10 protein-coding genes, 1 tRNA gene and 1 pseudogene are annotated in these 13,876 nt (G+C 62.7%); 7 read left to right on the plus strand and 5 right to left on the minus strand.

All coding sequences use genetic code 11. The features are described 5' to 3' along the window. The coding region (gene radA, locus ACEW8G_RS10860; protein WP_373488437.1) for a DNA repair protein RadA at positions 1 to 1,020 on the minus strand (1,020 nt) is incomplete at its 3' end. A 130-nt stretch (positions 1,021 to 1,150) separates the two neighbouring features. Here radA and ACEW8G_RS10865 point away from each other — a divergent pair. Continuing rightward, positions 1,151 to 3,493: a patatin-like protein gene (locus ACEW8G_RS10865; protein WP_373488438.1), complete on the plus strand. Its 2,343-nt coding sequence runs from the start codon at positions 1,151 to 1,153 to the stop codon at positions 3,491 to 3,493. Between the two features lie 8 nt (positions 3,494 to 3,501). Here the strand turns inward: ACEW8G_RS10865 and ACEW8G_RS10870 are convergent, their stop codons facing one another. After that, entirely contained in the window at positions 3,502 to 4,290 is a 789-nt protein-coding gene (locus ACEW8G_RS10870) for a DUF1499 domain-containing protein (protein ID WP_373488439.1), read from the minus strand. A gap of 109 nt (positions 4,291 to 4,399) precedes the next feature. Between ACEW8G_RS10870 and ACEW8G_RS10875 the strand changes: the two genes are divergently transcribed. The 5 genes from ACEW8G_RS10875 to ACEW8G_RS10895 all read left to right on the plus strand — a co-directional run bounded on the left by ACEW8G_RS10875 (position 4,400) and on the right by ACEW8G_RS10895 (position 8,690). After that, positions 4,400 to 5,638, plus strand: coding sequence for an MFS transporter (locus ACEW8G_RS10875; protein WP_373488440.1), 1,239 nt, complete (start codon positions 4,400 to 4,402; stop codon positions 5,636 to 5,638). 78 nt (positions 5,639 to 5,716) lie between these two features. After that, positions 5,717 to 6,241 (plus strand): GNAT family N-acetyltransferase, encoded by a 525-nt coding sequence (locus ACEW8G_RS10880; protein WP_373488441.1) that lies wholly within the window; start codon positions 5,717 to 5,719, stop codon positions 6,239 to 6,241. 54 nt (positions 6,242 to 6,295) lie between these two features. Beyond that, the gene (locus tag ACEW8G_RS10885; protein ID WP_373488442.1) at positions 6,296 to 6,883 is read left to right on the plus strand and encodes a DUF1285 domain-containing protein; all 588 of its coding nucleotides are present in this window, start codon (positions 6,296 to 6,298) and stop codon (positions 6,881 to 6,883) included. Beyond that, the gene (locus ACEW8G_RS10890) at positions 6,880 to 7,476 is read left to right on the plus strand and encodes a CoA pyrophosphatase (protein ID WP_373488443.1); all 597 of its coding nucleotides are present in this window, start codon (positions 6,880 to 6,882) and stop codon (positions 7,474 to 7,476) included. The genes ACEW8G_RS10885 and ACEW8G_RS10890 overlap by 4 nt, the downstream gene beginning before the upstream one ends. A gap of 23 nt (positions 7,477 to 7,499) precedes the next feature. Further along, positions 7,500 to 8,690, plus strand: a complete 1,191-nt coding sequence (locus tag ACEW8G_RS10895) for a CCA tRNA nucleotidyltransferase (RefSeq protein WP_373488446.1) — start codon at positions 7,500 to 7,502, stop codon at positions 8,688 to 8,690. Here the strand turns inward: ACEW8G_RS10895 and ACEW8G_RS10900 are convergent, their stop codons facing one another. Both ACEW8G_RS10900 and parC read right to left on the minus strand, forming a co-directional pair. Next, positions 8,691 to 10,427, minus strand: coding sequence for a putative bifunctional diguanylate cyclase/phosphodiesterase (locus tag ACEW8G_RS10900; RefSeq protein ID WP_373488444.1), 1,737 nt, complete (start codon positions 10,425 to 10,427; stop codon positions 8,691 to 8,693). A gap of 56 nt (positions 10,428 to 10,483) precedes the next feature. Then, on the minus strand, positions 10,484 to 12,787 hold the full coding sequence (gene parC, locus ACEW8G_RS10905; protein WP_373488445.1) for a DNA topoisomerase IV subunit A: 2,304 nt from the start codon (positions 12,785 to 12,787) through the stop codon (positions 10,484 to 10,486). Positions 12,788 to 13,224: 437 nt separating this feature from the next. On the opposite strand from parC, the gene ACEW8G_RS10910 reads away from it, so the two are divergent. After that, positions 13,225 to 13,312: transfer RNA gene (locus ACEW8G_RS10910), tRNA-Ile, on the plus strand. 336 nt (positions 13,313 to 13,648) lie between these two features. On the opposite strand, the pseudogene ACEW8G_RS10915 reads toward ACEW8G_RS10910, so the two are convergent. Next, a pseudogene (locus ACEW8G_RS10915) lies at positions 13,649 to 13,876 on the minus strand (enoyl-CoA hydratase); the annotation flags it as partial.

Raw genomic sequence — 13,876 nt, forward strand, 5'->3', positions numbered from 1 at the left:
CACCGCCAGCACCATCGCCAGCCGCCCGCTATCCCAGCCGACAACCGCGCGGCGCGGCGTCGCCCCGCTCGCCAGCCGCACGGTGAGCGCCTGAATCTCTACCAGCACCGGGCGCGTGCCCTCCAGCGCGGGGAACACGGCGGTACCCGGCGTGTGTGCGTCATGATCGCTCAGGAACAGGCTCGACGGATTGCCGACCTCGGTCAGCCCGCTTTCCTCCATCGCAAACACACCGATTTCCTCGGTCGCGCCAAAGCGGTTCTTGATCGCGCGCAGGATGCGATACTGGTGGCTGCGTTCGCCCTCGAAGCTCATCACCGTATCGACCATATGCTCGAGAACGCGGGGTCCGGCGATGCTGCCGTCCTTGGTGACATGGCCAACTAGCATCAGCGCGCAGCCGCTGCTCTTGGCATAGCGGATCAGCTCCTGCGCGCTTGCGCGGACCTGGCTGACCGTGCCAGGCGCGCCCTCGATCAGGTCGCTGTGCATCGTCTGGATCGAATCGATGACCAGCAGCACCGGCGGAGCCATCGCGCGCATGGTGGTGAGAATATCGCGCACCGATGTCGCGGCGGCGAGTTCCATCGGCGCATCCGCCAGCCCCAGCCGCAGCGCGCGCAGGCGTACCTGATCGGCGGCCTCCTCACCGCTGATATAGACGACGCTGTGCCCCACCCGCGCCATATTGGCCGACGCCTGCAGCAGCAGCGTCGACTTGCCAATCCCCGGATCACCGCCCATCAGCGTTGCCGATCCTGCCACCAGACCGCCGCCCAGCGCCCGGTCAAATTCCGCGATGCCGGTGGCGATGCGCGGCGGCAATGCGACCGCGCTGTCGAGCCGCGACAGCAAGATGGTCTGACCACCGGTCTGCAGGTCATGCCGCGCTGAAAACGTGGTTGGCGCCCCCTGCTCAACCAATGTGTTCCATTCGCCGCAATCGGCACACTGGCCCTGCCAGCGGTTCGACACGCTGCCACATGCCTGACAGACAAAGCTCTTGCGTGGTTTGGCCATGGCCAAGGCATAGCTTGAACAAAACTGGAACGCAATTGCCGCTTTGCGCTTGCCAATAGCGGTAACATCGATAGATTCTGGCCGAATAGCTTTTCAAGTGTCCGCCGGGAAAAAGGTCTGCGTCAGCGTCATGCGGCAGAAGGAACTTCGCATCGCACTGGTCTGTTACGGCGGCATAAGCCTGGCGGTCTATATGCACGGCATCACAAAGGAAATCTGGCGCGGCACCAGGGCCAGCCGCAATTTTCATGCCGGTGACCCGCCCGCGAGCGGCAGCCAGGGCGTGTATCGTGACCTGATCGAACAGATCGCAGCCCGGGCGCAGGTCAAGCTGCGGCTGCTGCCCGATATCATCGCCGGGGCGAGCGCGGGCGGCATCAACGGCGTGTTTCTGGCGCAGGCGCTGGCGAGCGGGCAATCGCTGGAACCGCTGACCCGGCTGTGGCTGGAATGCGCCGATATCGATCAGCTGCTCGATCCCGATGCCCGGCCGTGGTCGCGCTTCACCAAATTCTGGGCGCAGCCTCTGGTCTGGCTGTTGCTGCGAAAGCCAGGCGGCACGCTTGACCGCACCGTGGCCCCCGACGCCCGCGCCGAGGTGCGCACCAAGCTGTCGCGGCTGGTGCGCGCGCGCTGGTTTGCGCCGCCGTTCAGTGGCACCGGCTTCTCACGGTTGTTGTATGAGGCGACCGAGGCGATGGCGGCAAGCCCGGCGGGGCCAAAGCTGATCCCGATTGGCCAGCCGCTCGACCTGTTCGTCACCGTCACCGATTTCAAGGGCCATCTGGAACGGTTGCGACTGAACAGCCCGGCAGAAGTGGTCGAAACCGAGCATCGCCTGTCGATCGGGTTTCGCTATCTGCGCGGCCGCGACGATGCGCTCGCGGACCCCGCCGAACTGGTGTTCGCCGCGCGCGCCACAGCCAGCTTTCCCGGCGCCTTTCCGCCCTTCAATGTCGGTGAACTCGACCGGATGTTAAGCGCCAAAGCCAAGCTGTGGCCGGGGCGCGAAACCTTCCTGCAGCGCATCTTCCCGCAACAGTATCGCGATGACGAGGCCGAAAGCATCATCCTGATCGATGGATCGGTGCTGGCCAATGCGCCATTTGCACAGGCCATCGATGCGCTTAAAAATCGGCCCGCGCACCGCGAGGTCGACCGGCGGTTCGTTTATGTCGACCCCAAGCCCGATCTTGGCGACAACATGGACAGCGCCAGCCAGCGCGATGCCAAGGGTAAAAGGTTGCCGGGCTTTTTCTCCACCATCTTCGGCGCGATATCAGACATTCCGCGCGAGCAGCCGATCCGCGACAATCTCGACAGCATCGAAGCGCGCACCAACCGCGTGCGGCAGATGCGTGACATCACCGATTCCTTGCGCAGCGAGGTTGAGGCGACGGTCAGCAAACTGTTCGGCTACACGCTGTTTCTCGATCATCCGACCACCCGGCGGCTCACCGCGTGGCGCAACAAGGCGCAGGACCGTGCCGCAAACATGGCGAGCTTTACTTATGGTGCGTACGGGCAGCTCAAGCTCTCGACGATTGTCGAGGACATGATCTTCACCTTCAAGCGCGCTTTCACGGGTCCAAAGGCCCTCTATGCCGAGCGGCTGCGCGATTCGATCCTCGCACATTTGCGCGAACAGGGGCTTGGCCAACTGTCAGAGCGGGGCGGCGGCGCGACCCCGGCCGCCATCGATTTTTTCCGCTCGCAGGATCTCGGCTTCCGGGTACGCCGCTTGCGCTTTCTGGCGCGGCGGCTGGGCGAGGACATCGCCAGTTCCGGACGCACCCCGCCTGAGGCGGTGGTCGCGATGCAGGACACGCTCTACGCATGCCTCGCGCAGTATCTCGACCGTGAAACCACCGATCTGCTGGGCAAGGGCTTTGCCGACATTGCCGAGCGCGCGATTGACCATCCCGGCGAGGCGCTCACCGAACTGGCGCGGCGTCGCGATCTGCGCTCTGCCGATGCAATTGTCGATGAGCAGCTTGCCCAGGCGCTGGCGATGCTGCCCAAGGACAGCCGCCGCTCTATGCTGCTCGCCTATCTGGGCTTTCCGTTTTACGATATCGCCACACTGCCGCTGCTGCAGGGCGATGGTTTGAGCGAATATGACCCGATCAAGGTCGACCGCATTTCACCCGACGACGCGCAGTCTATCCGCACCGGCGGCGCAGAGGCGACGCTGAAGGGCATCGAATTCAACAGCTTTGGCGCATTTTTCAGCCGCGCCTATCGCGAGAACGACTATCTGTGGGGCCGCCTGCACGGGGCGGAACGGCTGATCGACATTATTGCGTCGACGCTTGGGCCAATGGACGCGCTGCCCGCAGCCGACATTGCCGATTTCAAGCGCCGCGCTTTCCTGGCGATCTGCGACGAGGAAGAGACGGCGCTGGTCACCGACCCCGCGCTGGTGCCCACCGTGCGGCAAGAGATTGAAACAGCGTTCACCCAGCCCGGCTGATCGTCAGACTACTTGGCAGCGGTTGCCTGCAATTCCTTGAGAAAGCCTCTGATTCGTTTGGCATTGACGCCAAGGTCGCTCTTGCCGACGCGGGAGACCGACCGAACGTCGATCTGCGTGGTCAGCCCGCCCGGACCCGGCTCGGCGCGGATCACGACATCATCGTAGAAGCGGAACAGCGACACGGTATCGACCGCCTCAAGCCGCCCTTCATCCGCGCTGACATGCGCGATGTCCCAGCCGCGCGCCTTGGCAACCGTTTCTGCGAGCGCAATCGCCTCGGGCACCGGAATGTTGAGCGTCAGTGTCTTCAGATCACCATAGGCGCGCTTGTGCAGGACCTTCCAGCGTTCCATCGCATCCATCCCGGCATAGGCCGGATCACCCCGCCCCGGAATGTCGGCAAAGTCATCGGGACGCAGCTTCAGCACCTGAAATTCAGGCGGATTGTCGAGATTTGTGGTGATGTCGTGGATTTGCGGCACACTCGATCCGATGACCACCCAATAAGCGATAAAGGCGATATAGCCGAGCGAGCAGACCAAGCCGATCAATGTCAAATTACGGATCGTCTTGCCGCGCTTGCGATACAGAACAAGCACCGCGAGCGAGAACAGCAGGCCCAGAATGGCGAAAGCCAGAGCAGCGGTGACAAAGCTGAGCCCGTCGAGCTTACCCCACCAGTCCTGCCCGGCCCCTATCGCACCGATCAGTGCCATCAGCACCGCGCCAGCACCGAGCAGCAGGCATAGCCGCGCCAGCCAGATCGAACCATGCGGTTTTTCAGCCAATGCCATCAACTTACCCCCCGTTGCATTGCAGCAATCCATATAAACCCCGCTCGACAATGGCAAACATAAGCTGCACACAAATGACAAGCGATCAGAGACGAGGACATTTCATGCCATGCGGCTGAGCGAGACCGAACGCCGCAATGCGCGCCGGTTCATCATGGCGACGGTGTTCATTTATGCATTGGGCTTTGGCATTGTCATCCCGGTGCTGCCCGCGCTGATCATGCAGCTTGAAGGGATCGATCTGCCTGCTGCAACGCTGATCGGCGGTTATCTTGCGGCGAGCTATGCGCTATTCCAGTTTGCCTTTGGCCCGGCGATCGGCGGGCTGGGTGACCGCTTTGGCCGCCGTCCGGTGCTGCTCTTGTCGTTGTTCGGTTTCGCCGCCGATTATGCGCTGATGGGGCTTGCCCCCAATGTGGCGTGGCTGTTTGCCGGGCGGATGCTCGCCGGAGCGCTGGGCGCGGTGTTTGGCCCGGCCAATGCCGCAATGGCCGACATGAGCAGCAGCAAGGAACGCGCGCGGAATTTCGGGCTGGTCGGCGCGGCCTTTGGGCTTGGCTTCATCATCGGCCCGGCGGTCGGCGGCCTTGTCGCCGAATACAGCCTGCGCCTGCCGTTCTTCATCGCAGCAGGCCTCGCGCTTGCCAACGGCATCTACGGCCTGTTCGTGTTTCGCGAAACGATGGATATGGCGCGCGCAAGACCGTTCCAAATCGCCCGCGCAAATCCGCTGGGCGCGCTGATCGGCCTCAGGCATCAGCCGGCATTGCTGATGATCGCGCTCGCTTATCTGCTGTGGATGACCAGCTCGGGCATCTACACCGCGACCTGGACCTATTACGCCATCGCCCAGTTTGACTGGGACAGCCGTATGATTGGTTATTCGCTCGGCATCGTCGGGGCGTCGCTGGTGGTGTTCCAGTCACAGGTGATCGGCCCGGCGGTGGCGCGCTTTGGCGAACGCAAGGTAGCGCTGATCGGGCTTGTCGGCGGCATTGTCGGCTTTGCGATGTTCACCGCACCGCTTTCGACCATTGCCGCGCTGCTGGTCTGCGCCATGGTCGGCGTGCAGGGCATGGTGATGCCCTCATTGAACGCCATGATGTCGCGCCGGGTTGAGGGTGACGCGCAGGGCGAGTTGCAGGGGCTGGTCGGCAGCCTGACGGCACTGGCCGCGCTCGCCGCGCCGTTGCTTTACAACAACCTGCTCGCCACCTTCATCGCTGCCGACCGGCCGACGCCCTTTCCCGGCGCGCCGTTCATCCTCGCGCTGCTGATCGCGCTGGTCACGGTCGTCATCATCTGGCGACTGCCGCGCACATCGGCAGCTACCCCCGATACCGCGTGATCGCGCTCGACTTGGAAAGCCCCTGACCCTATTGGCCGGTTAAATCCTCACGTTTCAGCAGGCCATGCTTCCCCGCCTATGTCAGAATTTCAGATCATTCCGCTCGACCAGGTCGACAGCGCCTGGGTTGAGGAACTGCTCGACCGCGTGTTCGGCGCAGACCGCACCTCGCGCCCCATTTACAAGGTGCGCGAAGGCATGGAGGCGCTGCCCGCGCTCAGCTTTGCCGCGCTCGATGGCGAGGGTTGGCTGGTCGGCAGCATCCAGTGCTGGCCGGTGGCGCTGCACGATCCCGATGGCATGGCCTGGCCGATGATCCTCGTCGGCCCGGTGGGCGTCGCGCCCGATCATCAGGACCAGGGCATCGGCCGCGCGCTGATGGCGGCGGTGTTCGGCGCACTGGGGGTGGGTGAGAAGATCCCGCTCGTGCTGCTGGGTGACCCGGATTATTATGGCGTCCGCTTTGGCTTCTCGACCGAAAAGACCGGCAGCTGGTCACTCCCCGGCCCCTATGAACAGCACCGGCTGATGGCGCTGCAGCGGCCCGACAGCGTCATGCCGCCACGCGGGGTGCTCGGGCCATGGCGCGCGCAGCAGCGTTGACAAGCCAGGCACGAGGCTTTGCATCTGGCGGCCCGCGTGCTTATCTGCTGACCCATGCCCTATGATCCCCCCCCCGAACTGCAGGCGCTGTCGCTCACCGATATCGCCGCGCTGGTTGCAGCCCGCAAGCTGCCCCCGGTGGAAAGCTGGTCGCCCACAGCGAGCAGCGACAGCCATATGCGCATCGCCGCCGACGGGCGCTGGTATCACAAGGGCGGTCTGATCAGCCGCCCGGCGATGGTGCGGCTGTTTGCCAGCATCCTGCGGCGCGAGGACGATGGCCGTCACGCGCTTGTCACTCCATATGAGAAGCAGTGGATCGAGGTCGAGGATGCGCCGCTGCTGGCGGTGGAGTTGAAATCCGACGGGTCCTGCGAGCAACGGCGGCTCGCGTTTCGCCTGAACACCGATGAGCTGGTCATCGCCAGCGCCGCGCATCCGCTGATCATGCGCGGCGATACTGAAGCGCCGCGCCCTTACCTTGGGCTGACTCGTGGGCTTGAGGCGCGGATCGAGCGGGCGGTCTATTACGATCTGATCGAACTGGCGCTGGCGGACAGCGGAATATCGGACGACGACGGCCCACTGTCGATCTGGAGCGAAGGCACATGCTTCCGGCTCGATGGTGTCGCGCAGCCATGAGCCTGTTTGATCGCCTGCAGCGTGCATTGTCGCTGAGCGAGGGGCGCGGTGCATCGATATTCGATGAGCGCCATATCGCCCCGGACAATGGCATGCATATTCCGGCAGCGGTTCTGATCGCGGTGACCGACCGGCCAAAGCCCGGCGTCATCCTCACCCAGCGCCCCGACTATCTGCGCAGCCACCCTGGCCAGGTCGCCTTTCCGGGCGGCAAGATCGACCCTGATGATCGCGATGCGATTGCTGCGGCACTGCGCGAGGCGGACGAGGAACTGGGGCTTGCCGCGCACAACGTGCAAATCGTCGGCGTAGCGGATGAATATCGCAGCGGCAGCGGCTTTGCGATCACCCCGGTGCTCGGCGTCATCCCGCCCGATCTCGACTACAGCCCCAATCCCGGCGAAGTCGCCGAATGGTTTGAGGTGCCCTTCGACTTCATCCTCGACCCGGCCAATCATATCGAGCAATCCGTGGTCTGGAAGGGGGAGCAGCGGCGCTATATCGAGATCATGTGGGGCCAGCGCCGCATCTGGGGGGTGACCGCAGGGATCATTGCCAACCTCTCGCGGCGGCTGGAGCGCATTTCAGCGTGAGTGCGCCCGCGACCAAAGCCGCCATGATCGATGCACCATGGACGCAGCGCGATGACCTTCACGCCATGCTGGCCGCGATTGATCCGCAGGGCGACGCCTGCCGCTATGTTGGCGGTGCAGTGCGCGACAGCCTGCTCGGCATCGCGGCGAGCGATATCGACATCGCGACGCGGCTGTTGCCCGAAAACACCATGCGCCTGCTCGACGCGGCGGGGATCAAGGCGGTGCCCACCGGCATCGCGCATGGCACGGTAACAGCGGTGCTGCCATTAGGCTCAGTCGAGATCACCACCCTGCGCCGCGACATCGCCACCGATGGCCGCCATGCCGAGGTCGCCTTCACCGACGACTGGCGCGAGGATGCTGCGCGGCGCGACTTTACCATCAACGCGCTGTTCGCCGATCCGCGGACACTTGCGATCACCGATTATTTCGGCGGTCTTGGTGATCTGGCGGCGCGACGGGTGCGCTTCATCGGCGATGCGAGCGAACGCATCCTTGAGGACCACTTGCGCATCCTGCGGTACTTCCGCTTTTTCGCACGCTTCAGCGGCACTGCTGATGCTGTCGCGCTCAAGGCCTGCACCACCCATGCTGCGCGGCTGAAGGCATTGTCGCGCGAGCGCATCGCGCGTGAACTGCTGCTAATGCTGGGCAGCGCAGACCCTGCCGGCGCAGCGCAGTTGATGCTGGAGGCCGGCATCTGGAGCGTGATTCTGCCCGAAATGGCGGATAACGCGCTGGCCATGCTTGACCGTTTGCTGGTCCGCGAAACACAGGTTGACGCGAAGCCCGACAGCCTGCTGCGGCTCGCCGCGCTGCTGCCCGGCGACGCTGCGGGCGCAGAACATATGGCCTCGCGGCTGCGGCTGTCAAAGGCGCAGCGGATCACGCTCGCCGCCTATGTGCGCTGCTGGCCGGACAATCCTGATGCAAGGCGGGTGGCCGCCAGCGACCAGAACCCGCAGTTGACGCCCGGCTGGCTGCTGCTGCGCGCGCCCGATGCCGTTTTCAGCGCTGAATGGCCGCGTCTGCAGGGTTGGACCGTGCCCGTCTTCCCGCTGGCCGGGCGAGACATTCTGGCGATGGGTGTCTCTGCCGGGCCAGCGGTCGCGCGCGTGCTGGCGCAAACCCGCGCAACATGGGTGGCGGAAGGATTTCCTGATGAGGCGCGCGTGCTGGCGATTGCCACCAGCCTCGCGGTGAAAGGCTGATCAGCCGGTTCTGCCGATCATATAGGCATAGGCCATGTCCTCGGGCAGCGGCTTTGAGAAATAATAGCCCTGTCCATAAGAACAGCCCAGCGCCGCAAGCGCGTTGTAAAGCTGCTTGCTTTCGATGCCCTCTGCGGTCGTTTCGATGCCCAGCGCGCTGGCCAGCGACAGCACCGCGCGGACAATTGCCGCCTGGTCGCGCTCTTCGAGCATCCGCGAGATGAAACTGCGATCGATCTTCAGCACATCGATCGGCAGCTGCTGCAGATAAGCGAGGTTTGAATAGCCGGTGCCGAAATCATCCATCGCCAGCGCAATGTTCATGTCGCGCAGCGCATGCATGACCTGTGCAGCGCGCTCGGGGTCACTGACCACAACCGATTCGGTCAACTCAAGGCATATCTTTCGCGGATCAGTGCCATTGGCCTGCAATATGTCGGCAACCGCCTTGGGAATGTCATCGCGGGCGAACTGCACCGCTGAGACGTTGACGCTGAACTTGATCGGCAACGTCTCTCCGGCACGATTTTCCCAGTCGCGCATGACCTTGCAGGCCCTGTCGATCGCCCAGCGACCCAGCGGCACGATCAGCCCGCAATCCTCGGCCACCGGAATGAATTCAACAGGGGGGATCGACCCGTAGGCCGGGTCTTCCCAACGGGCGAGCGCTTCATAGCCAATCACAAAGCCGTTGTTCATGTCGATCAAGGGCTGGAAATGCAGTTGCAGCTGATCGCGCTCAATTGCCTTGCGCAGTTCGGTTTCCAGCGTGAACCGGCGGCGCGCCTTGTCCAGCGCATCGGGCGTGTAAATTTCAGTATGCCGCGTGATCTTGGCGCGTTTTAACGCAAGTTGCGATTGCCGGATATAGGTCGCGCAATCATTGCCCGCAGGCTTGCCGATTGCGACCCCAATCGCCCCGTCGATTTGGATCTCAAGGTCGGAAAGCCGGTATGGAAGATCGAAGATGGCGCGGATGCGCTCAACGATCTTGTGGACCTCTTTTTCGCCCTTCCGCAGCGGCACGAACACCGCAAATTCATTGCCGCCGATCCGGCCGACAATATCGTTCTTGCGCATCCGTCCCATCATGCGGCGCGCAACGGTGATGATCAGCTCATCCCCAACGACGGAACCGGCACACTCGTTGATCTGGCTGAAACGCGTCATGTCGAGCGTGATGATGGCAAAGGATACAATCTTGGTCGGCCCGTTTACACGCGACAGATCGCGCAGCCGATTGTCCACCTCGTCCTCAAAGCCTGCACGATTGGGCATGCCAGTCAGGCTATCGCGCATGGTTTCGCGCCGGAAACACTCGTGGCTTTCAATTTCGCTGGTGCGGTCCTGAAAGCTCACCATAAAATGCGGCCATATCAGGCTGGGCAGTTCAATTCTTGCGGCGGTTACATCATAGCAGCGCGCCATCAATGGGTCGTCGGTCGTCCAACGTCGGGTGGTGCGCCCGCTGTCGCTTCGACCAGCTGCGGCGACAAGCTCATCCAATATCGCCGGGTCAACCCGCGCATGCTCCTGCGTGCCGAAATGCTGGTCTGAAAATGCGGCGTTGCTGATCACAACTTCCGGGCTGCCATCGGCCAATGTGACGATGGCAGCCGGCATCGGCAACGTGTCGATCAACGCGCGCAGCGCGTCGCCTCCAGCCCCCGGTGGCAGAATCTGCGGTTTGGGGCAAAGATCAGTCGTTTGATTAAGCGTTGCAGATTTTCTCGCCATGGTGGCTGGACGCTAGCGCTAAAATAGTAAAATTAACTTAAGGACGTGGGGTTTCGTTAGCCATCAAAACGATTGGCGCGTGGAAAGCCGTTGGGGGGCAAACGACCCGCCGCGCCACGCGCCGCCCGCCACAGGCCCATGTCCTTTTCGGTGCGCATCCGGCCGCTGTCGCCGCCCATCGTCCAGCTGAGTCCGTCTTCCATGCGGAAGGTCGTGGCGTCGGACAGCATGCCATCGCGGTAGCGTTGCAGCTGCACCCCCTGCCCGCGCGCCATGACCGGCAGTTCGCTCAATGGAAACACCACCAGCTTGCGGTTCTCGCCGATCACCGCGACATGATCGGCCCCGGCGGCGACGGCACGCACCACCAGCAGTCGCACGCCCGGCTTCAGATTGACCACCTGTCGGCCTTTGCGGGTTTCAGCAATCAGTTCGGCCATATCAGCCAGAAACCCGCGCCCGTTGGAGGCGGCGAGCAACAGCTTTGCCTTAGGATCATAGGCGATGACATGGATGATCTGCGCATCACCCTCGACATCAATCATGGTGCGCACCGGCTCGCCAAAGCCGCGCGCGCCGGGCAGTTTTTCAGCGCCGAGCGTGTAAAAGCGGCCATTATCGACCGCGATCAGCAGCTTGTCGGTCGAATAGGCATGGAATGCGAAGGCCGGGCCATCGCCCTCCTTGAACTTGGTGATCTCGCTCAGCGCCAGATCGGCATGGCCCTTCATCGCCTTGATCCAGCCGCGCCGCGACAGGATCACGGTCACCGGCTCGCGTTCGATCATCGCCTCCAGCGGAATCTCGCGCGCCGGTGCGGCCTCCTCGATGCTGGTGCGTCTGCGCGCGATGGCGGTGTCTTCGCCGTAAAGCGCGCGCAGCTTGGTCAGGTCCTGCTTGAGGCGCTTTTTCTGCAAGGCCGGGCTCGCGAGCAGCTTTTCCAGCCCCTCGGCCTCCTTGATCAGCAGGTCATGCTCGCGGCGCAGTTCCATCTCCTCAAGGCGGCGGAGCGAACGCAGGCGCATGTTGAGGATCGCCTCGGCCTGCCGGTCGTTGAGTTCGAACTCGGCAATCATCACCGGCTTGGGCTCGTCCTGGGTGCGGATGATCTCGATCACCCGGTCCAGATTGAGGAACGCGATGATATAGCCGCGCAGCAGCTCCAGCCGCGACGCGATCTTGTCGAGCCGGTGCTGGGTGCGGTTGATCAATATGATGATCTGGTGGCGCAGCCATGATTGCAGCAGCGGCTTAATGCCCATCACGCCCGGCGTGCGGGTCTCATCGAGCACATTGAGATTGAGCGAAAAGCGCACCTCGAGATCGGTCAGCCGGAACAGGCTGTCCTTCAGCACATCGGGGTCAACATTGCGGCTTTTGGGTTCGATGATGATGCGGATCAGTTCATCCGATTCATCGCGCACATCGGCGAGGATCGGCAGCTTTTTGTCAGCAATCAGGGTCGCGATCTGCTCAATCAGCTTGCCCTTTTGCACCTGATAGGGGATTTCGCTGATCACCAGCTGCCAGGTGCCGCCGGGCAGCTTTTCGATGCCGTGCGGTTCCCACAGCCCATCCGCATCCTTGCCGGTCGAATAGCGTGCGCGCAGGCGAAACGCGCCGCGCCCGGTGCGATAAGACGCGCTGATCGTCTCGGGGCTGTCCACCAACATGCCGCCCGTCGCGAAGTCCGGCCCGTGGAAGACCGCCATGATGTCATCATGCGTGGCCGTGGGCGTATCGATCAGCAGCATCGCCGCATTGATGACCTCGGCCACATTGTGTGACGGGATCGACGTCGCCATGCCCACCGCGATGCCGCTGGCACCGTTGGCGAGCAGATTGGGGAACAGGCCGGGGAATATCTCGGGCTCTTCTTCCTCGCCATTGTAGGTCGGCTTGAAATCGACAGTGCCTTCGTCGAGCCCGCTCATCAGCTCGATCGCGGTGCGGGTCAGCCGCGCTTCGGTGTAGCGATAGGCCGCCGCATTATCGCCATCGACATTGCCGAAATTGCCCTGGCCATCGACCAGCGGATAGCGCAGCACGAAATCCTGCGCGAGGCGGACCATGGCATCGTAAACCGAGGCATCACCGTGCGGGTGATATTTACCAATGACATCGCCGACCACACGCGCGCTTTTCTTGTAACCGCTGGCCGGATCGAGCTTGAGCTGACGCATCGCCCACAGCAGGCGGCGATGCACGGGTTTGAGGCCATCGCGCAGATCGGGCAGCGACCGCGCGGTGATCGTGGAGAGCGCATAGACGAGATAGCGGTCCGACAGGGCGCGGTCGAAGGCGGTGTTCTCGATTTCAGGGATATCGTCGCCGGGTCCGGCGCGCACATCATCAGCCATAGGTCAGCCGACTAGCAGCGCGAATGCCGCAAAGCGAGAGGGCGCGGCGGGATTTCTGGGGAAAAACGGCGATGCCACCGGATGCCCTCGCTGTTCAGCTGAACGAACCGTGCGCCCTTTGCCGCCCGCGCCTTTCAGCGACTCTCCGCTAGTGCTTATGGCGCCGCCCAGCCGGGTCTCGAACGCGATGGTACCGGCTTCATCCAGTGACAATCGCGCCGGCGCTTTAGCGACTAAGAAGAGTGCGAAAGCCTAAGATATCCACGGGTAAAAGTTATGGCATAAAGCCATAACTTCGGAAAACAGCATCGTCAAGTACAAATCATTGTTTTTATTGATTTAAACTAAAAGATCGTTTTGTCTCAAAGGCATAGGAAAGTCGATTTCCTACGTTTGTCCCTTGAACTGCAATGCTAACTAGGGCATGAAGGATTCTCGGAACGGTGGCCGAGTGGTTAAGGCAGCCGACTTATAATCGGTCGGGAGTGTGGTAACTCCCCATGGGTTCGAATCCCATCCGTTCCGCCTTATCCTCAATCAATTGTTGAATTGTTTAGTGGTGTTGTGTAGCTTCTCGCTTGCATCACAGTGTTACCACCGGCATCGCCGCGCTGTGATGTATATGCTGGTTTTTGCCAGATGGCGGAACGGATTAGCGTTAGGGGCTGTCTCGCAAGGGACAGCCTCATTCGTTATGTGACCTACGCGAATGTTTGAGCGACCAAACTGTTTGAGCGCAAACATTTCGCCGCTTGCGGCGTGCACATCGTCAGCCATAGGTCAGCCGACTAGCAGCGCGCCCTAAGCATGGCGAGGGAAGAAAGTCGATTATCTGGGGAAAAGCGGCGCGAACCAGGTGCCTCAAAACGCGCCGTGCCGCCCCTTGCCGCCAGCAAAGCTGCCCGCGCCGGTCAATGTCTCGCCGCTGCTGATCGTCTCGCGGCCGAGCTTTGCCTCAAGCGCGATCGCCTGCGCATCGCTCAGTTCCCACTGCGCCAGCGCCGACGCGCGGTCATTGCGCAGGCAATTTTGCGGGAAGGCCGCGATTTGCCCGGCCAGTTCGACCGCCAGTTCGAGCGCGCCGCCATG

Origin of the sequence: Blastomonas sp., from assembly GCF_041747255.1 — a bacterium.
In the GTDB taxonomy this organism is placed as follows: domain Bacteria; phylum Pseudomonadota; class Alphaproteobacteria; order Sphingomonadales; family Sphingomonadaceae; genus Blastomonas.